17 protein-coding genes, 2 tRNA genes and 1 pseudogene are annotated in these 18,523 nt (G+C 48.2%); 18 read left to right on the forward strand and 2 right to left on the reverse strand.

The window, feature by feature from the left end; translation table 11 throughout:
* Nucleotides 1-46: 46 nt before the first annotated feature.
* From T488_RS20345 to T488_RS17435, 4 genes and pseudogenes are all read left to right on the forward strand, one after another.
* Nucleotides 47-208, forward strand: a pseudogene (locus T488_RS20345) (phage minor capsid protein); the annotation flags it as partial.
* Between the two features lie 39 nt (nt 209-247).
* Entirely contained in the window at nt 248-757 is a 510-nt protein-coding gene (locus T488_RS0108045) for a polymorphic toxin type 50 domain-containing protein (protein ID WP_028520324.1), read from the forward strand.
* Nucleotides 754-960 (forward strand): hypothetical protein, encoded by a 207-nt coding sequence (locus T488_RS17430; protein ID WP_037297584.1) that lies wholly within the window; start codon nt 754-756, stop codon nt 958-960. Before T488_RS0108045 ends, T488_RS17430 begins: the two co-directional genes overlap by 4 nt.
* A gap of 52 nt (nt 961-1,012) precedes the next feature.
* Nucleotides 1,013-1,195, forward strand: a complete 183-nt coding sequence (locus tag T488_RS17435; protein WP_037297585.1) for a DUF6275 family protein — start codon at nt 1,013-1,015, stop codon at nt 1,193-1,195.
* A gap of 99 nt (nt 1,196-1,294) precedes the next feature.
* On the opposite strand, the gene T488_RS0108060 is transcribed toward T488_RS17435, so the two are convergent.
* A tRNA-Ser gene (locus T488_RS0108060) sits at nt 1,295-1,384 on the reverse strand.
* Between the two features lie 37 nt (nt 1,385-1,421).
* A tRNA-Ser gene (locus T488_RS0108065) sits at nt 1,422-1,510 on the reverse strand.
* A gap of 269 nt (nt 1,511-1,779) precedes the next feature.
* Here T488_RS0108065 and pyrH point away from each other — a divergent pair.
* The 14 genes from pyrH to T488_RS0108135 all read left to right on the forward strand — a co-directional run bounded on the left by pyrH (nt 1,780) and on the right by T488_RS0108135 (nt 18,517).
* On the forward strand, nt 1,780-2,490 hold the full coding sequence (pyrH, locus tag T488_RS0108070; RefSeq protein WP_028520325.1) for a UMP kinase: 711 nt from the start codon (nt 1,780-1,782) through the stop codon (nt 2,488-2,490).
* A 35-nt stretch (nt 2,491-2,525) separates the two neighbouring features.
* On the forward strand, nt 2,526-3,080 hold the full coding sequence (gene frr / locus T488_RS0108075; protein ID WP_028520326.1) for a ribosome recycling factor: 555 nt from the start codon (nt 2,526-2,528) through the stop codon (nt 3,078-3,080).
* A gap of 10 nt (nt 3,081-3,090) precedes the next feature.
* Nucleotides 3,091-3,831: a polyprenyl diphosphate synthase gene (gene uppS, locus T488_RS0108080; protein ID WP_051536397.1), complete on the forward strand. Its 741-nt coding sequence runs from the start codon at nt 3,091-3,093 to the stop codon at nt 3,829-3,831.
* Complete coding sequence (locus tag T488_RS0108085) at nt 3,831-4,715, forward strand: phosphatidate cytidylyltransferase (protein ID WP_028520328.1); 885 nt, start codon at nt 3,831-3,833, stop codon at nt 4,713-4,715. The genes uppS and T488_RS0108085 overlap by 1 nt, the downstream gene beginning before the upstream one ends.
* A gap of 105 nt (nt 4,716-4,820) precedes the next feature.
* Nucleotides 4,821-5,972 (forward strand): 1-deoxy-D-xylulose-5-phosphate reductoisomerase, encoded by a 1,152-nt coding sequence (locus T488_RS0108090; protein WP_028520329.1) that lies wholly within the window; start codon nt 4,821-4,823, stop codon nt 5,970-5,972.
* 28 nt (nt 5,973-6,000) lie between these two features.
* Complete coding sequence (locus tag T488_RS0108095) at nt 6,001-7,077, forward strand: M50 family metallopeptidase (RefSeq protein ID WP_028520330.1); 1,077 nt, start codon at nt 6,001-6,003, stop codon at nt 7,075-7,077.
* Nucleotides 7,070-7,984 carry a ribonuclease Z gene (locus T488_RS0108100; protein WP_028520331.1) on the forward strand — a complete coding sequence of 305 codons (915 nt, stop codon included), beginning with the start codon at nt 7,070-7,072 and terminating at the stop codon, nt 7,982-7,984. Before T488_RS0108095 ends, T488_RS0108100 begins: the two co-directional genes overlap by 8 nt.
* Nucleotides 7,985-7,996: 12 nt before the next feature.
* Nucleotides 7,997-9,034 (forward strand): flavodoxin-dependent (E)-4-hydroxy-3-methylbut-2-enyl-diphosphate synthase, encoded by a 1,038-nt coding sequence (gene ispG / locus T488_RS0108105; protein ID WP_028520332.1) that lies wholly within the window; start codon nt 7,997-7,999, stop codon nt 9,032-9,034.
* A gap of 71 nt (nt 9,035-9,105) precedes the next feature.
* Nucleotides 9,106-13,431, forward strand: coding sequence for a PolC-type DNA polymerase III (locus T488_RS0108110; RefSeq protein WP_028520333.1), 4,326 nt, complete (start codon nt 9,106-9,108; stop codon nt 13,429-13,431).
* Between the two features lie 83 nt (nt 13,432-13,514).
* Nucleotides 13,515-14,711: an ATP phosphoribosyltransferase regulatory subunit gene (gene hisZ / locus T488_RS0108115; protein ID WP_028520334.1), complete on the forward strand. Its 1,197-nt coding sequence runs from the start codon at nt 13,515-13,517 to the stop codon at nt 14,709-14,711.
* Complete coding sequence (gene hisG, locus T488_RS0108120; protein ID WP_028520335.1) at nt 14,708-15,337, forward strand: ATP phosphoribosyltransferase; 630 nt, start codon at nt 14,708-14,710, stop codon at nt 15,335-15,337. The genes hisZ and hisG overlap by 4 nt, the downstream gene beginning before the upstream one ends.
* Complete coding sequence (gene hisD / locus T488_RS0108125; protein WP_028520336.1) at nt 15,334-16,620, forward strand: histidinol dehydrogenase; 1,287 nt, start codon at nt 15,334-15,336, stop codon at nt 16,618-16,620. Before hisG ends, hisD begins: the two co-directional genes overlap by 4 nt.
* Nucleotides 16,621-16,622: 2 nt before the next feature.
* On the forward strand, nt 16,623-17,399 hold the full coding sequence (locus T488_RS0108130; protein WP_028520337.1) for a hypothetical protein: 777 nt from the start codon (nt 16,623-16,625) through the stop codon (nt 17,397-17,399).
* Nucleotides 17,400-17,458: 59 nt separating this feature from the next.
* Nucleotides 17,459-18,517 carry a pyridoxal phosphate-dependent aminotransferase gene (locus T488_RS0108135; RefSeq protein WP_028520338.1) on the forward strand — a complete coding sequence of 353 codons (1,059 nt, stop codon included), beginning with the start codon at nt 17,459-17,461 and terminating at the stop codon, nt 18,515-18,517.
* Nucleotides 18,518-18,523: the final 6 nt, after the last annotated feature.

Raw genomic sequence — 18,523 nt, forward strand, 5'->3', positions numbered from 1 at the left:
ATGAATAATGTAAAAAATAGTAAATTTATGATATATCAGCACTGCTCTGCAAAAAAACGACAGTGAGCGACGGTACAATCTGGAACAGCAGCAGCGAGCCCTTGAACGTGATATCAGAAAGGCAAAGCGGAAGGTCAACGGCTTCACGGATCCTGCGAACATCAAGAAGGCTAAAGCCGAGCTCAGACAGGCTCAGAAAGAGCTGAAAGACTTCATCAACAAGGTCAATGCTGATGAGGGCACAACAGTGTTGAAGCGCGACTACGGAAAAGAGACGTCTTACGGTGCTGCTGAGTTGACAGAAGCAGAGAAAAATGATATAATTAAACAAGAGGAAGAACAGCGTAAAAGAGCTGCTGAAATACGCAGAATCAAAGAAAAAGTTATTCCTCTTCAGAAAACTGATAATGTTATCCCAAGACAAAAAGTTCATAGGCAAGGCACGAAAGAATATTATGATAGACAAAACTACCTAAAAAGCAAGAAAAAATACGGTCCTGGTTATGTTACTATATCTGATGATGAAATAATAGAGCTTGTAAAACAATATAAAGGAAAGGGCGATATTAGATTAACTAAGAAAGGCGAATGGGATAACGAGGAAGTTATAATAACCAATGATAAAATAGTTGGTGTTGTAGTTAATGATATGACAGGAAAGTCTGTTCCTACAAGTGTGTTCAAAATTCATTATAGTAATGATGGAATACATATTGTTCCGGATTACCCAAGTAAAAAGAGAGGTGAACGTAAATGACTATATTTGATTTTAAGGAATATTTTGAAAAGATAATCGAAATTATAACTACCGATGGTAAAACGTATAAGGGGAAAGTGACAGGCTTTGATGATGCAATTGATACATCATCAGGACAAGATGAAATTGAGTTATACATTGGCGATTGCTATGTTAGCGTGGACGTTCCCTCAATAAAGAGCTTTAAGTTAATAAGTGACTAAACCGCCCAGCAATGAGCGGTTTTCTTATACCCATTTGAAGGAGGTGAGGAGAATGGACGAGAAAGCCTTACAGATAGTCAAAGATTATATATTTGCACATCTCGACAAGACGGATATGGTTCCGCCTTTTGATGTATATATGGTCTGGAAGTGCAAAGCCTTGCAGAACTGGAAGTATCTTATCTCCAGTACACTGTGTGACGGTATGTACAGGAGAAGGACAAGAAAACTGTAGGGGACGGCGTCCCCGACGTCCCGGCTGAAACAGCTACAGAAACGCCCTCAGATATAGCTGCATAAAAACAAAAAACCTGTATCAAACGATACAGGTTCATGGCGCGGATTGAGAGATTTGAACTCTCGCGCCGGTTTCCCGACCTACTCCCTTAGCAGGGGAGCCCCTTCACCACTTGGGTAAATCCGCAAACCGACGAGCGAGAAGCCCACCGATAAAAAAATAATGGCGGAGAGGGTGGGATTCGAACCCACGTGACCGTTAAGTCAAACGGTTTTCAAGACCGCCTCGTTATGACCGCTTCGATACCTCTCCAGTTTTTACTGCCGAATTAATCAGCTTTTATATTATACCACGACGGGCAGGAGTTGTCAAGAAAAAATCGAAATGAACAGGAACAAGAATTTTTCAACATTTTTGTGCAGAATGACAGTATTCTTTGTGAGGAAACTTCTGTTCTCGGTTTTTCGGCATGAAGCGAAAATATCCGAGAATTTTTTTCGTCTTTTTCGGAAAATATACTTTACATATCATTGAAATTAGTGTAAAATAAACTATAGATATATTTTTTGTGAGGTGCTTATATGGAACCAAAGTATAAAAGAATCTTATTAAAAGTCAGCGGCGAAGCTCTCGCAGGCGACAATAAGACAGGACTCAACTATGATGTGGTAACAGAGATCTGTAAAAGCATAAAGAAGTGTGCTGACGCAGGCGTACAGGTAGCTGTTGTTGTAGGCGGCGGCAACTTCTGGAGAGGACGCTCCAGCGGCGCTATGGACAGAACACGCGCTGACCACATCGGTATGCTGGCAACTACCATGAATGCTCTGGCTCTCGCAGACGTTCTTGAATCTCTTGGCTGTACAGTAAGAGTACAGACTGCTATTGCAATGTCTCAGGTAGCGGAGCCCTATATCCGCAACAGAGCTGTAAGACACCTTGACAAGGGCAGGATAGTTATATTCGGCTGCGGAACAGGTAATCCCTTCTTCTCCACCGATACAGCTGCTGCTCTCAGATCTGTTGAGATCGAGGCTGATATACTTCTCAAGGCTACTCTGGTTGACGGTGTATACGATAAGGATCCCCACAAATTTGACGACGCCAAGAAGTATGATACCCTTACCTTCTCACAGGTCATCGGCGAAGATCTTGGTGTTATGGACAGCACGGCTGCTGCAATGTGCCGCGATAACCACATGAAGATGCTGGTATTCGATCTCAGCCGTCCCGACAATATCTATGACGCCGTAATGGGCGAAAACATCGGTACAGTTGTATCCGAGGACTGATAAATCCAAAAATCAACCGAAAGGAAAGTACAGTAATGAAAGAACAGCTTAATATTGCTAAGGAAAAAATGAACAAGAGCCTTAATGCTCTCGGCAACGAATTCGCATCTATCCGTGCAGGCAGAGCCAATCCCGGCGTGCTTGACAAGGTAATGGTAGACTACTACGGAGCTCCCACACCTGTAAACCAGATGGCAGCAGTTTCCGTATCAGAAGCAAGAATACTTGTTATCCAGCCCTGGGACAAGTCAACTCTCAAGCTCATTGAGAAGGCTATCCAGGCTTCAGACATCGGAATCCAGCCCGTAAACGACGGCAATGTTATCCGTCTTGCTTTCCCTCAGCTCACTGAGGACCGCCGTAAGGAGCTCTGCAAGAGCATCAAGAAGTACGGCGAGGAGTGCAAGGTAACAGTCCGCTCCATCAGACGTGATACTATGGAAAAGTACAAGGCTATGAAGAAGAACTCCGAGATAACAGAGGACGATCTGAAGGACTGCGAGAAGAAGGTTCAGGACCTTACCGACAAGATGTGTGCTGACGTTGACAAGATGGTAGCAGACAAAGAAAAAGAGATCATGACAGTCTGATTGGTGAAATATGGCATTATTCGGAAAAAAGGAAAAAACTGAGCTGACGCTGCCCGAGAAGCTTCCCGAGCACGTCGGCTTCATCATGGACGGAAACGGCAGATGGGCTAAGAAGCGCGGTCTGCCCCGTTCCTTCGGACACCGCGAGGGTGCAAAGAACTTCAAGAAGATCGTCCGCTACTGCAAGGACATCGGACTGAAGAACATCAGCTTCTATGCCTTTTCCACAGAGAACTGGCAGCGTCCTTCCGATGAGGTAAACACTATCATGGAGCTCTTCCGTGATTATATCGTAGATGTAAGAAACTTCCTCAGCGAGAATACCCGTATGGTCTTCCTGGGGGACAAGAGCGCCTTTGACGAGGACTTACAGGAAAAAATGATACGCCTGGAGGAGGACACAGCCAAGTATGACGAGATGACTCTCATGATGGCGGTCAACTACGGCGGCCGTGACGAGATAGCACATGCTGCAAGGATACTTGCACAGAAGGCTGTGAACGGCGAGATACGTCCCGAGGACATCAACGAGCAGTCTATCGCAAACGAGCTCTACACAAAGGGGATCCCCGATGTGGATCTTGTTATCCGTCCCAGCGGCGAGCTGAGGCTCTCCAACTATCTTATCTGGCAGTGTGCCTATGCGGAGTACTACTTTACGGACATTCTCTGGCCTGATTTTACTCCCGCTGAGCTTGACAAGGCTCTCATCGACTTCGACGGAAGACACCGCCGCTTCGGAGGTGTCTGATGCTTACACGAATCATTTCGGGAGCTGTGGGAGTTGTGCTGCTTGGTGCAGTGCTTTTCTTCCATGACACCATAGTCCTGCCCATAGCAGTTGCAGCCATAATCGCAGTAATGCTCTTTGAGCTTCTCCGCGCAGTAAAGCTACACAAGTGTATTCCTATACTCTTGGCAGCAGAAGCTTGCGGAATAGCTGTGCCAATACTTTACCATATTTCGCATGAGGTAAAGGATTGGCACTACTTCATCAGATCTTTCAAGACAATAGATCCGCCTCATTATCATATCATACTTTTCTGTATAGTGCTTGCAGCGGCTTTTGTCATATTTGTAACATGGCTAAGAAAGCACAAGGAGATACGCTACGAGCAGGTATTCTTCGTACTTGCGGTAATGATACTTGTGCCCCAGGCTATGACTACTATGATCCGCATTGAGCGCAGCTGGCAGATGACCGATGATATGTTGAGCAGTGGACTTTTCCTGCTCATTATGGGACTCTGCGGCGCATGGATAGCTGATACGGGAGCATATTTCACGGGAGTTGCTATCGGCAAGCACAAGCTCTGCCCCGAGATAAGCCCCAAGAAGACTATCGAGGGACTTGTTGGCGGTATCCTTACAACTGCTATCGTATATACCGTGGCATTTTCAGTTTACTACGGCTTTACCGCAAAGAGAGCAGTCATTGCTTTCGTTACGGGAGCAGTCTGCGCAGTCATCGGTACTGTGGGAGACCTTTCCGCTTCTATGGTAAAGCGCCAGATAGGCTTCAAGGACTACGGCAAGATAATGCCGGGACACGGCGGACTCATGGATCGCTTCGACAGCGTTCTTTTCGTGCTGCCCACATTTTATGCATTCATCGCCTTATTCGGCGTACAGTGATATTGTTGAAACGGACTATTTACGGATAGTCCCTTTCGCATTTTATAATGAACTTTGTTATGAAAAAATATCGGGAAGTTATTTCCGCGAAAAGGGGAAAATATAATGAATAAAACGGTGTCGATACTCGGCTCCACAGGTTCTATCGGAACTCAGTCCCTGGAGGTCTGTGAGAAGCACGGACTGAAGGTGACAGCCCTTGCTGCTCACAGCAGCGTTGAGGCTCTTGAGCAGCAGATAAGGAAGTTCCGCCCTGCATATGCCTGTATTTTCAACGAGGACAAATACAGCGATCTCAAAAGCAGGGTAAAGGATATGGACGTCAAGCTTCTCACGGGCATGGAGGGACTCTGTACCCTCGCTTCACTGGAAGAGGCGGATATAATACTCAATTCCGTTGTGGGAATGGTGGGGCTTCTTCCCACATTGACTGCAATCGACGCAGGCAAGGACATTGCTCTTGCCAACAAGGAGACACTTGTGGCAGGCGGTGAGCTGGTAATGAAGGCTGCTGCCGACAAGGGCGTAAGGATATATCCCGTTGACAGTGAGCATTCGGCTATATTCCAGTGCTTGCAGGGCAACAAGCGCTCACAGCTCAGCAAGATTATCCTGACAGCCTCAGGAGGTCCTTTCTTCGGCAGGAGCTATGAGGAGCTGAAAACAGTCACCAAGGCTCAGGCTCTCCACCATCCAAACTGGGACATGGGGAATAAAATAACCATCGACTCTGCTACACTTATGAACAAGGGACTTGAGTTCATCGAGGCAAAGTGGCTCTTTGACCTTACCCCCGAACAGATCGAGATAGTGGTACACCGTCAGAGCGTTGTTCACTCAGCTGTTGAGTACAACGACTACTCGGTCATCGCTCAGCTGGGAGTTCCCGACATGAAGATACCCATTCAGTACGCTCTGCTTTATCCCGACCGTATGAGCTGTCCAACGGGACGTCTCTCGCTGACGGATTATGGCAAGCTTACCTTTGAGAAGCCCGACTACGAAACATTCAAGTGTCTCTCGGCAGCTATCGAAGCCATAAAGCGGGGCGGAGCATATCCCTGTCTGGTGAATTCCGCCAACGAGGAGGCTGTAAGGGCATTCCTTCACGATGAGACTGAGTTCATCGACATCGGCGAGACAGTATCCTCTGTTCTTGAGCATTTTGCCCCCTCGGAGATACACAGCTATGAGGACGTAATGAAGGCAGACAAGGCGGCAAGAGAATATGTAAGGGAGCGCATAGCCGCAAAATAAGCTCCCGTATAGAGAAAGGAAAAAACAAATGGGCATAGTTATCGCAATACTTATTTTCGGACTTATCGTAACGGTACATGAGTTCGGTCATTTTATCTGTGCAAAGCTCAGCGGCATAAAGGTGCTGGAGTTCTCCATCGGTATGGGACCCAAGCTCCTCCAGAAGGCAAAGGGCGAGACCAAGTACTCCCTGAGACTTCTTCCCGTGGGCGGATACTGCGCTATGGAGGGAGAGGACTCCACCAACAACGACCCCAGAAGCTTCCGCAATGCAAAGCTCTGGAAGCGTATCATAGTTCTTTTTGCGGGAGCAGGCATGAACTTCGTGCTGGGCTTCGTAATGCTCATCATACTTGTAAGCATGATGGACGGCGTCCCCACAACCACTGTTGAGGACTTCAAGAGAACGATCTCCTCCACCGACGGTACGGTGACCTACTACGCTGAGAGCTACGAAACCGGACTCAGACAGAATGACAAGATCATCTCAATTGACGGAACAAGGATATACAGCACACTCGACCTCAACTATGTCTTCGACACCTATGATCCCAATACAGGTCACAAGGTAGTTGTAAAGCGTGACGGAAAGCGCATGACTCTCAACGATGTGGTGTTCAAAAACACCTATGGCGACGGCGGTACAGTTGATTTTGCGGTCATATACAAGGACAAGAATCCCCTGACAGTCATAAAGGGCTCGGGAGACCTGTTCATGTCAATGACCCATATAGTGGGACTTTCAATAAAGCAGATGTTCTCGGGACAGCTCAAAAAGGACGATGTTTCGGGACCTGTTGGCGTTGTCTCTGCTATCAGTGAGTCCACCGAGGACTCGGAGAGCTTCCTTGACGCGCTGTTTCAGGTCATATACATGACGGCACTTATAACCATAAACGTAGGAATATTCAATCTGCTTCCCATTCCGGGACTTGACGGCGGCAGACTGCTGTTCTGTTTCATAGAGCTGATACGCCGCAAGCCTGTAAAGCCCGAGCACGAGGGATATGTCCACCTGGCAGGAATGGTGCTCCTCTTCGGAGTAATGATATTCGCAACATACAACGATATAATCAAACTTATAACAGGAGTAAAGAATGGCTGAGATATGTCTTCTCGGAACAGGCGGCATGATGCCCCTGAAGGACAGATTTCTGACTTCGCTCTATGCGGAGTATAACGGAAAAGCTGTCCTCATAGACTGCGGAGAGGGAACACAGGTCGCCATCGCAAAGCACGGTCTGAAAATGAGCAGGATAGAGCTGATACTCATCACTCACTGCCATGCCGACCACGTTGCGGGACTTCCGGGACTTCTGCTCTCCATCGGCAACAGCTCAAGAACGGAGCCCCTTACCATAGCTGCTCCAGATAGCTGTGTGCCTGTAATTGAAAAGCTGGTGAGCATATGCGGCGGACTGCCATATGAGGTAGAGCTCCGCGGTCTTCCCGAGGACAGACCCTTTGGTTTCCCTGCGGAAATGGTTGATCCCATGCTGTCGGTGAGGACGATGCCCCTTTCACATAGGGTAAGCTGTCTTGGGTACACGCTGCTTTTAAAGAAGAAGCCGCCCTTCCTGCCCAACAATGCAAAGGCGATAGGAGTGCCTGTAGAGCTGTGGAAGCATCTCCACAGCGGCGAGACCGTTGTCCTTGATGACGGCACGAGAGTACCTCCCGAGGCTGTAACCGGACCCAAACCGCTGCCAATGAAGATAACCTATACTACCGACAGTCTCCCTCTTGAGGATATTTCCGAGTTTGCTCAGGGAGCGGATCTGTTTATCTGTGAGGGTATGTACGGGCTTCCCGAGAAGAAGGCTTCCATGAATGAAAAGCACCATATGCTCATGCAGGACGCCTGTGATCTGGCTGCGGAGGCGAAGGCGAAACGGCTGTGGCTCACACATTACAGCCCTGCCGAGAAAGACCCTGCTGTCTATGCCGAGGAGCTTCGCAGGATATTCCCCGAAGCTGTTATCTCTGCGGACGGTGAAAAAATAACTCTTTAAATGGAGGATATTATGAGAAATGTCAGACCTGTAAAGGTAGGGGACTGCGTCCTCGACGGAAAACATATATACATACAGTCAATGCTGAATATGCGCTCGGACGATATCGAGGGCAGCGTCAGACAGGCTGTTGAGCTTGAAAAGGCAGGCTGCGAGATAATCCGTGCAGCCATACCGAATATGGAGGCTGTAAAGCTTATCCCCGCTATCAAGGAGGCTGTTAAGATTCCTCTTGTTGCGGATATACACTTTGACTACAAGCTTGCCATAGAGTCCGCAGCTGCGGGCGTTGACAAGATAAGGATAAACCCGGGAAACATCGGAGGCATGGACAGGGTAAAGGCTGTTGTTGATGCCTGCCGCGCAAGACAGCTTCCTATCCGTATCGGCGTGAACTCAGGCTCTCTGGAAAAGGAGCTCCTTGCAAAATACGGGTCACCCACTCCCGAAGCCCTTGTGGAGAGCGCTCTTAACCATGCGGCTATGCTGGAGCATTTTGACTTCAATGACATAGTTATCTCCATAAAGTCCTCGGACGTTAACAGAATGATCGCTTCATACCGCCTTGCTGCGGAGAAATGTAATTATCCGCTGCACCTTGGAGTTACCGAGGCAGGTACCGAACGTATGGGACTTATAAAGTCCGCTATCGGTATCGGCTCGCTGCTCTGCGACGGAATAGGCGAGACCATACGAGTTTCTCTTACCGATGATCCTATCAGGGAGATAGCTGCCGCAAAGGATATACTGAAAAGTATCGGTAAAAGAGGCGGCGTAAGGATAGTTTCATGTCCCACCTGCGGAAGGACCCGTATCGACCTTGTCAAGGCAGCAAAAATGGTGGAGGAAGCAGTAAAGGACATGGAAAAGGACATCACTGTGGCTGTCATGGGCTGTATCGTCAACGGTCCCGGAGAAGCCCGCGAAGCTGATGTAGGTATCGCAGGCGGCGACGGCTGCGCTATCATTTTCCGCAAGGACGGCACTCAGCGCAAGATAAAGGAGCAGGACATAGTTCCCGAGCTTCTTGCTGAGGTCGATAAGCTGTAAGTCCTGCGGCGTTTGGAAAATACAAATTTTTGAGCATGGTATTTTAGCCATGTATTACAGGGAGTTTTAAGATGCAGGTAAAAATATCCGATTTTCTCAAGGAATATACCTCGGATTTGCCCGAGACAGTGCTGAGCGGTGAGATATTCAAGCTCACCTATACGGAAAACCTTGAAAGCATACGCTTTCATGCCCTTTTTCCGCAGCTTGTGCCCAGCGATGATATATTTGCTTTTGAAAAGGCTGTGGAAGCAGCTATTAAAGTGGAGCAGGTGAGACTTGCCTGCCGATATCCCTCTGAGAAGTTCGGTATGGACTGTTACGGCGAGCTCATAAAGCTGCTCAAGCGTGATATACCTGTAGTGAACGGTTTTCTCGATGATGCTGAGGTACAGCTCAGCAACGGGGAGCTGCGCATTAAGATAGTTCACGGCGGAAGGGAGATACTGGAGAAATACTATTTCTGCCAGAATTTCTCAAGAATGATATACAATCAGTTCGGTATACGCATAAAGGTGGTTCTCGACGGCGAAAGCTCCGTAAGCGAGGAGCAGTTCGACGAGATGATAGAGCGTCTTGAGGCAGATATGCCCGACTACAGCGATCAGCTTGTTCCCGATAAGACTGCCGAGGAGATAAGGGCAGAGGAAATGAAGTCCGTCATTCCGACTGCCACCATAGATGTGACTGCATTGAACAAGGACTTTGACGCAGAGTCTGCTGAGATAGTCAAAGGCAGAGCGATACGCGAAAAGCCTATCCCGATATGCGAGGCGGTACAGCGCCTTGGCGAGAAGGTAGTAGTGGTCGGAGATGTCTTCGCCTCCGAATTCAAGGAGATAAGGGGCGAAAAGACAGTTGTCACCTTTGACGTCACCGATTACAGCGGATCATTGAAGCTGAAGATATTCGCCAAGAACGAGGAAGTTGAGGAGCTGAAGCTCAGTTCCATAAAGAGCGGTGCCACGCTTCTTGTGTCGGGCAAGCTGGACTACGATTCCTATGCCCGTGATATTGTTATCACTGTAAACTCCCTCATCAAGGTAAAGCGTATACCCAAGACCGATAATTATCCCGAGAAGCGTGTTGAACTTCACTGCCACAGCAATATGTCCGCAATGGACGCTGTCACAGACCCTGTCAAGCTCATTAACAGGGCTGCGGAGTGGGGACATCCTGCCATGGCGATAACCGACCACGGCTGTGTACAGGCGTTCCCCGACTGTATGTACAATATGCCCAAGAACTTCAAGGTCATCTACGGCATGGAGGCTTATGTCGTAAACGATATTGAGCGTGAAATGGTCATCTACGGCGATGATGACAGAAGTTTTGACGACGAGATCATCATATTCGACGTTGAGACCACCGGTCTCAGCTTCCGAAACGACAGGCTCACCGAGATCGGTGCTGTAAAGCTGAAAAATCTTCAGGTGGTGGACAGCTTCAATTCCAAGGTGAACCCGGGCTTCCATATCCCCGAGAGGATAACCGAGCTCACGGGTATCAGCGATGCTGATGTGGCAAACGCTCCCGATGAGGCAGAGGCGCTCCGTATGTTCATGGAGTTCTGCGGAGACAAGCCCGTGCTTGTTGCCCATAACGCCCGTTACGACACCAACATGATAAATCAGGTGAAGAAGCGTCAGGGCATCGACTTTGATTACACCTGGATAGATACTCTCGTAATGTGCCAGTCCATGCTTCCCGAAATGGGACGTCACAGGCTGAATATGGTGGCAAAACAGCTGAAGCTGGGCAAGTTCGACCACCACCGTGCCTCAGATGACGCTCTCATGCTTGCAAAGATATACATCGAGCTTGTAGGCAGACTCAAGAGCGAGAGAAGCTTTTCAACACTCCAGCAGCTCAATGTACTTGTGGGGGAGATAGAGACCAAGAAGCTGAAAAGCTACCACCACATCATACTTGTCCGCAATCAGGCAGGACTGAAAAATCTATACAGACTGGTATCACTCAGTAACCTTGAGTACTTCTATAAAAAGCCACTTATCCCCAAGTCCAAGCTCATTGAGCACCGCGAGGGACTCATCTACGGAAGCGCCTGCGAGGCAGGAGAGCTGTTCCAGGCTATGCTGGAAATGCGTGACCAGGACTATATTGACAACCTTGCCAGGTTCTATGACTATCTTGAGATACAGCCCATAGGCAACAATGAGTTTATGGTCCGTGACGGCGTGGCAAGAGACGACGATGAGCTCCGCGATTTCAACCGCTATATCGTTGAAATGGGTGACAGACTTGGCATTCCCACCTGTGCTACCTGTGATGTCCACTTTCTTGACCCTAAGGACGCGATCTACCGTAAGATAATCCTTGCCAGCATGGGCTTCAAGGACGCAGAGGAGCAGGCTCCGCTGTATCTGAGAACTACCGAGGAAATGCTGGCTGAGTTCGAGTATCTGGGCGAGGACAAGGCGAAAGAGGTGGTCATAACCAATACCAATGCCATTGCCGACCAGATTGAAATGGTCAGACCTATCCCCAAGGGTACCTTCACTCCCACCATCGAGGGTGCGGAGGAGGAGCTTGTCAAGATAACACACGACAAGGCTCATGAGATATATGGCGACCCGCTTCCCGAGCTGGTAGATAAACGTCTCGACAGAGAGCTTTCATCAATCATCAAGCACGGATTTTCCGTACTTTATATCATCGCTCAGAAGCTTGTTTGGAACTCCGTTGAAAATGGCTATCTGGTAGGCTCAAGAGGTTCAGTCGGTTCCTCATTCGTTGCCTCTATGGCGGGTATCTCGGAGGTAAATCCGCTCCCGCCCCACTATGTATGCCCCAACTGCAAGCATAGTGAGTTCCTGCTGGACGGTGTATACGGCTCGGGCTTTGACCTGCCTCCGAAAAAGTGTCCCGACTGCGGAAAGGACATGAACCGAGACGGTCATGACATCCCATTCGAGACCTTCCTTGGCTTTGACGGCGACAAGGCTCCTGATATAGACCTTAACTTCTCTGATGAGTACCAGTTCTGGGCTCACAGATATACGGAGAAACTCTTCGGAAAGGCAAACGTTTTCAAGGCAGGAACTATATCCGTAGTTGCGGAAAAGACCGCATACGGCTATGTAAAGAAGTACTGCGAGGAAAACAGCATAACTCTCAACAACGCAGAGCTGAGCCGACTTGCTATCGGCTGTACCGGTATCAAGAGGACCACGGGTCAGCACCCCGGAGGAATGGTCGTTGTTCCGTCGGATTATGACGTTTACGACTTCACTCCCGTTCAGCACCCAGCTGATACCGCTGACTCTGAGATAATCACCACTCACTTTACATTCAATTCCCTCCATGATACTATCCTCAAGCTTGACGAGCTGGGCCACGTTGTTCCTACTCTTTACAAGCACCTTGAGGATCTGACGGGAATTAAGATAAAGGACGTCCCCACATCGGATCCCGATGTTATCCGTATGTGTACAAACTGCGACGTTCTGGGAGTTACTCCGGAGGACATCTACTGCAAGACGGGAAGTCTCGGAATACCCGAAATGGGTACGGGCTTCACCATACAGATGCTTCTTGACGCAAAGCCCACCAAGTTCAGCGACTTCCTCCAGATCTCGGGACTTTCACACGGTACCGATGTTTGGCTGGGCAACGCAAAGGACCTCATTGACAACGGAGTATGTACTATTTCCGACGTTATCGGAACCCGTGACTCCATCATGACCTACCTTTTATATAAGGGAGTAGAGCCCAAAATGGCGTTCCAGATAATGGAGTGGACCCGTAAGGGCAAGGCTCCCAAGCAGTTCACACCGGAGATAATCCAGATGCTCCGCGACCATAACGTACCCGAGTGGTACATCGAGAGCTGTCTGAAGATAAAGTATATGTTCCCCAAGGCTCACGCGGCGGCTTACGTTATCGCAGCCATAAAGCTGGGCTGGTTCAAGCTGCATATGCCGCTGGAATACTACGCCACATACTTCTCGGTAAGAGGCGAGGACTTCGATGCAGAGCTTGCTGTAAAGGGCAGGGCTGCGGTCCGTGCAAGGATAGAGGAGATAAAGGCGCTTGGCAACGACAGATCCAACAAGGAAAGCGCTCTGTACGATATTCTGCTCATCACTAATGAGATGATGTCCAGAGGTTATGAGTTCCTGCCCATTGACCTTTTCAAGTCTCATGCTACGGACTATCTTGTTGAGGACGGCAAGCTGAGGATACCATTCTCGGCAATGAGCGGCGTCGGCGACAACGCTGCAAAGGGCATTTACGAGGCAGTCCAGAAGGGCGGTTTCATGTCTATTGAGGAGTTCCAGAGTGAGAGCGGAGCGTCAAAAACAACAATAGATATGTTGAAAACTATAGGAGCATTTGGCGATTTGCCAGAATCTACTCAGATGTCCTTCTTTTAACTTGACTTTCTTTTAGTAATATGTTATCATGTTATCATGTTATCATGTTAGCAGACTAAAGTGATAATACCCAGGAGGTAAATATGAAGAATTACGACCTTATCACTCCCGAGGGCACAAAGGACCTGCTCTTCGGAGAGTGCATAGTAAGACGAAATATAGAGAGCTCGCTCATGGGGCTCTTCAGAAGCAGGGGATACAGCGAGACCATTACTCCAGGTCTTGAGTTTTACGATGTATTCAACCTGAATTCAAGCTATTTCCCGCAGGAGAACCTTTACAAGCTCACCGACAGCAAGGGAAGGCTCCTTGTTATGCGTCCTGACAACACAATGCCTATCGCAAGAATAGTTGCGACACGTCTGAGAGACGCAGACCTGCCTCTGAAGCTGTGCTATGCTCAGGCAGTTTACACCACAGAGCCTTCACTGAAGGGCAGAAGCGACGAGGTAGTCCAGACAGGAATCGAGCTTATCGGTTCACAGCTGAAAATGGCTGACCTTGAGGTGATCTCCACAGCAGTTGACTCCCTCAGCTCATTCGGCATGGAGTTTTCTCTTGAGCTTGGACATATCGGTATTTTCAAGGAGCTTGTGGGCAAGCTTGAAGCCTCCGACAAGGATAAGGAAGCCATCAGAAAGCTTATCGAGAATAAGAATTTCCCTGCTCTCAACGATCTGCTTGACAGCTTCGGAAATTCTCCTGTTACCACTGCACTCAAGAAGCTTCCCGCACTCTTCGGCGGCGAGGAGGTATTCGAGAAGGCTGAGGAGCTTATGCCCGATGAGAATATCAAGCGTATCCTTGATGAACTCAGAGAGGTATACTCAGATGCTTCCGAGCTCTGCGGCGGCGACGGCTCAATAACCGTTGATCTTGGACTGGTAAACAAGACCGATTACTATACAGGTCTTATCATAAAGGGTTATTTACAGGGCCATGGAGAGGAAGTTCTCTCAGGCGGAAGATATGACAGACTCATTTCAGAGTTCGGATATGACGTTCCCGCTATCGGCTTTGCTGTAAATATCAACGCAGTTGCAAAGCTTATGGAGAAGAGCGACGTTCTCCCCGCAGAGCCCAAGGCTGACGTTATCGTATATGCCGAGGATGGCTGCGAGGTAGCTGCACTGAAGGCTGCCAAGGAGCTCCGTGAGCAGGGACTCATCGTTGAGAACGCTCTCTTTGACGACCTTGAGAGCGTCCGCGAGTACGCTATGGAGAAGAAAATTTCCAAGGTCGTTGTTATCGACGGAGAAAGCAAGGAGGTCAATATATGAACAAGCCTATCAGAATGGCTCTTACAAAGGGCAGACTTGAGAAGGACACAGTAGGTCTCCTTGAAAAGCTGGGCTTTGACTGCACAGCAGTACGCGAAAAGGGAAGAAAGCTGATACTTCCCGTTCCCGATGCAAATCTTGAGGTAGTCCTGGCAAAGGCTAACGACGTTATCACCTATGTTGAGCATGGCGTGTGCGATATGGGCGTAGTCGGCAAGGACACTATCATGGAGATGAAGGGCAAGTTCTATGAGCTTGTTGACCTTGGCTTCGGAAGATGTAAATTCGCCCTGGCAACCAAGAAGGGCTACGATTTCTACAGCGGCTACGGCATCAAGACCATCGCCACAAAGTACCCCAACGTTGCAAGAAGCTTCTTCGAGAAGAAGGGCATGGATACAGAGATAATCAAGATAGAGGGCTCTGTTGAGCTGGCACCCCTTCTGGAGCTGGCTGACGGTATCGTTGACATCGTGGAGACAGGAACCACCCTCAAGGAGAACGGTCTCGAGGTCATCGAGGACGTTGCACCTATCTCTGCAAGACTTATCGCAAACACTGTTAGTCTCAAGATGAGACACGCTGAAATAGACAGACTTATCACACTTATAGAGGAGAATCTTTGATGAAAAAAATTTTTGCAAACGGAACCGACGAGGTCGCTTTCCTCAATGACCTAAAAAAGAGAAGCGGCGAGACCAACAAGAAGGTCACAGAGGTGGTTTCCGAGATAATCGAGAATGTTAAGGAGAACGGTGACGAGGCTGTAAAGAACTACACACTCAAGTTCGACGGAAATCTTCCTCAGTACTATGAGGTTCCCCGTGAAGTTATAAACGATGCCCTCACAGAGGCTGACCAGGACTTTGTTGATGCGCTCCTGAACGCTCAGGAGAACATTGCCGACTTCCACAAGAGACAGGTGGAGCAGAGCTTTATCTCTCCCAAGGAGAACGGCGTTATTATGGGACAGCGTGTCCGCGGACTCCACAGAGTAGGACTTTACGTTCCCGGCGGCACAGCTGCTTATCCTTCAAGCGTTCTCATGAACGCTATCCCTGCAAAGATCGCAGGCGTCAAGGAGATAATCATGGTAACTCCTCCTCTGAAGGACGGTACTCCCAACAAGGACATCCTTGTTGCAGCAGCTATCTGCGGAGTTGACCGTGTGTTCCTTTCAGGCGGAGCACAGGCTATCGCAGCCCTTGCATACGGCACAGGGGAGATACCCAAGTGCGACAAGATAGTAGGCCCCGGAAACATCTATGTTGCCACAGCAAAGAAGCTCCTTTACGGAGTTGTTGATATAGACATGATCGCAGGTCCCAGCGAGATACTTGTTATCGCAGATGATACTGCAAATCCCAAGTTTGCAGCCGCAGACCTTATGTCACAGGCTGAGCACGATGTTCTGGCTTCCGCTATCATGGTTACAACCAGTGAAAAGCTGGCTGACGCTACCATGAAGGAGATCGACCGCCAGAAGGAGTACCTTGAGAGAAAGGCCATCATTGAGAAGTCTCTTGAGGACTATGGCGCTATCATCATCGCTGACAGCCGCGAAAAGTGCGTAGAGCTGGCAAACGAGATAGCTCCCGAGCACCTTGAGGTACTTATGGAGAACCCCTTTGAGCTTCTGGGAAGCCTTGACAATGCGGGCTCAATATTCCTCGGACACTATGCTTCCGAGCCTCTTGGCGACTACTATGCAGGTCCCAACCACGTCCTCCCCACAAGCGGTACTGCTCGTTTCTTCTCGCCTCTTGGCGTTGCAAGCTTCACAAAGCGTACAGCTTATACCTACTACACCGAGGACGCACTGAGACAGGCAAAGGACGACATCGTTCTTATTGCAGAGCGCGAGGGACTTACCGCTCACGCCAATGCTATCAAGGTAAGATTTGAATAATTATGATCTTAAAAAAAGTCAAACCTGCTAATACAAAGGAAGCAGCAGTTATAAGACGTAATAAAGTCTCAGATCTGATCTTTCTGATTATTGCGATTATTATGGCTATGATATCTGCAATTACTTGTATTACGGTTGAAGTAGACTACATTATTGCTTTTATGATCGGTGGTTGGACTGCTTTTTTACTGTTGTGCTACATCAGAGGGCGAAAAAGCTTATTTGAGCTCATGCTGATACTAAACATTTTTGCTGCGCTCATACTGATATTTTTCATCTTGATAGCAAAGGGGTTCAATTGTACAACACCATGGAAATACTATTCACAGAGAAAGTATGTTGCTATTTTACACCCGGGATATTCTGATAGCTTTCCTCATAAGCTGCCGAAGAATGTAAGTGACTATAGAATAGAATCTGTGCCAAGCATCTTGCAGGGAACAGGACATTTCAGCGTCCGATTCAGCACATCGGAGCAGCAGCTTACTCGGTACGAAGCTGAGTATTCAAAGCAGGCGATATACATAATACCATTTTCGGAATTCACATATCAAGGAATAGCAAGTGTGGATGAAATGGCTCCGGAAACGTATTTAGACAGCCGTGAAGGTGATGGATCAATTTATGTACCTTTTGATTATGATTTCTGGGAAGGTCACGAAGATGATTCAGTAGTATATGTTATCTCTGTTGTTCATAATAGTAACCACCCTCGCGGTGAATCAGTTATCATAAATAAAAAAGATGGCATGATTGAATTTGTCAAAGTTGGATATTAAGACTGTGGGGCGGCTTGAAAAACAGCTGCCCTATAGGCGTTTATCGGAAAGGATATAATATGAGTTATAAACTTAATAAAAAGCTGATAGATCTGGTGCCCTATGATCCCATCACAGGACACTATGACATAAGACTGGACGCAAACGAGAGCTGCTTCAACCTTAATGACAGCTTAAAGGAAAAGATAGGCAGGAGCATTTCGCAGATAGACTTCAACCGCTATCCGGACTGCCTTGCAAAGGCTCCCACAAAGGCTTTTTCAGAGCTTTACAACGTTCCCGAGGAGTTTATAAGTGCAGGAAACGGCTCCGACGAGCTTATCAGCATAATCTCAAGCTGCTTTTTTGAGGCAGGGGACACTATCGTTAACGTCTCCTACGATTTCTCAATGTACGAGTTCTATGCTCAGCTCTATGAGGTAAAAGTTGCCACCTACCAGAAGGAAGCTGACCTTACCATAGACCCCGACAAGCTCATCGCCTTCTGCAAGGAAAAGAGGGCAAAGGGACTTATCTTCTCCAACCCCTGCAACCCCACATCACTGGGACTTGACAGGGCTTCCGTGAGAAAGATAATAGAGGCGCTGGACGGCTGTCTGGTTATTCTTGACGAGGCTTACATGGACTTCTGGGATCAGTCTCTCCTTGACGAGGTCAGCAACTATGACAACCTCATTATCCTCAAGACCTGCTCAAAGGCGATAGGACTTGCAGCTGTGAGATTCGGCTTTGCAGTTTCCAACAGGACCATAACCAATGCTATAAGAGCGGCTAAGTCGCCTTACAATAACGATACCGTTGCACAGACAATAGTTTCCGATATTCTCAGCGAAAAGGAATATCTGAAGGAGTGCCGCAACATCATCGTTTCCAATACAAAAAAGCTTTACAGCGATATTCTTGCAATAAACGAGAAGTACAGCTGCTTTGACAAGATAATGGAGCCCTGCACAAACTTCGTATTCATCATTACGGACAAGTATGAGGATATATACAAGTTCATGCTGGAGAACTCCATTGCTATCAGAAAGTTCAGGGGGGCTATCAGGATAACCGCAGGCACAGAGGCGGAAAATGCAAGATTTATCGAGGTACTTGATAAATATTTCAACAGATAAGGGAGG

The sequence above is a fragment of the Ruminococcus flavefaciens ND2009 genome, from assembly GCF_000621785.1.
GTDB lineage: Bacteria > Bacillota > Clostridia > Oscillospirales > Ruminococcaceae > Ruminococcus > Ruminococcus flavefaciens_C.

What these genes read in the sequence shown, in the direction of transcription:
- T488_RS17430 (WP_037297584.1), top strand. Translation starts at nt 754, where the DNA reads ATGACTATATTTGATTTTAAGGAATATTTTGAAAAGATAATCGAAATT.
- T488_RS0108130 (WP_028520337.1), top strand. Translation starts at nt 16,623, where the DNA reads ATGATCTTAAAAAAAGTCAAACCTGCTAATACAAAGGAAGCAGCAGTT.
- pyrH (WP_028520325.1), top strand. Translation starts at nt 1,780, where the DNA reads ATGGAACCAAAGTATAAAAGAATCTTATTAAAAGTCAGCGGCGAAGCT.
- T488_RS0108095 (WP_028520330.1), top strand. Translation starts at nt 6,001, where the DNA reads ATGGGCATAGTTATCGCAATACTTATTTTCGGACTTATCGTAACGGTA.
- T488_RS0108135 (WP_028520338.1), top strand. Translation starts at nt 17,459, where the DNA reads ATGAGTTATAAACTTAATAAAAAGCTGATAGATCTGGTGCCCTATGAT.
- T488_RS0108090 (WP_028520329.1), top strand. Translation starts at nt 4,821, where the DNA reads ATGAATAAAACGGTGTCGATACTCGGCTCCACAGGTTCTATCGGAACT.
- uppS (WP_051536397.1), top strand. Translation starts at nt 3,091, where the DNA reads ATGGCATTATTCGGAAAAAAGGAAAAAACTGAGCTGACGCTGCCCGAG.
- ispG (WP_028520332.1), top strand. Translation starts at nt 7,997, where the DNA reads ATGAGAAATGTCAGACCTGTAAAGGTAGGGGACTGCGTCCTCGACGGA.
- hisZ (WP_028520334.1), top strand. Translation starts at nt 13,515, where the DNA reads ATGAAGAATTACGACCTTATCACTCCCGAGGGCACAAAGGACCTGCTC.
- frr (WP_028520326.1), top strand. Translation starts at nt 2,526, where the DNA reads ATGAAAGAACAGCTTAATATTGCTAAGGAAAAAATGAACAAGAGCCTT.
- hisG (WP_028520335.1), top strand. Translation starts at nt 14,708, where the DNA reads ATGAACAAGCCTATCAGAATGGCTCTTACAAAGGGCAGACTTGAGAAG.
- T488_RS17435 (WP_037297585.1), top strand. Translation starts at nt 1,013, where the DNA reads ATGGACGAGAAAGCCTTACAGATAGTCAAAGATTATATATTTGCACAT.
- T488_RS0108085 (WP_028520328.1), top strand. Translation starts at nt 3,831, where the DNA reads ATGCTTACACGAATCATTTCGGGAGCTGTGGGAGTTGTGCTGCTTGGT.
- T488_RS0108110 (WP_028520333.1), top strand. Translation starts at nt 9,106, where the DNA reads ATGCAGGTAAAAATATCCGATTTTCTCAAGGAATATACCTCGGATTTG.
- T488_RS0108100 (WP_028520331.1), top strand. Translation starts at nt 7,070, where the DNA reads ATGGCTGAGATATGTCTTCTCGGAACAGGCGGCATGATGCCCCTGAAG.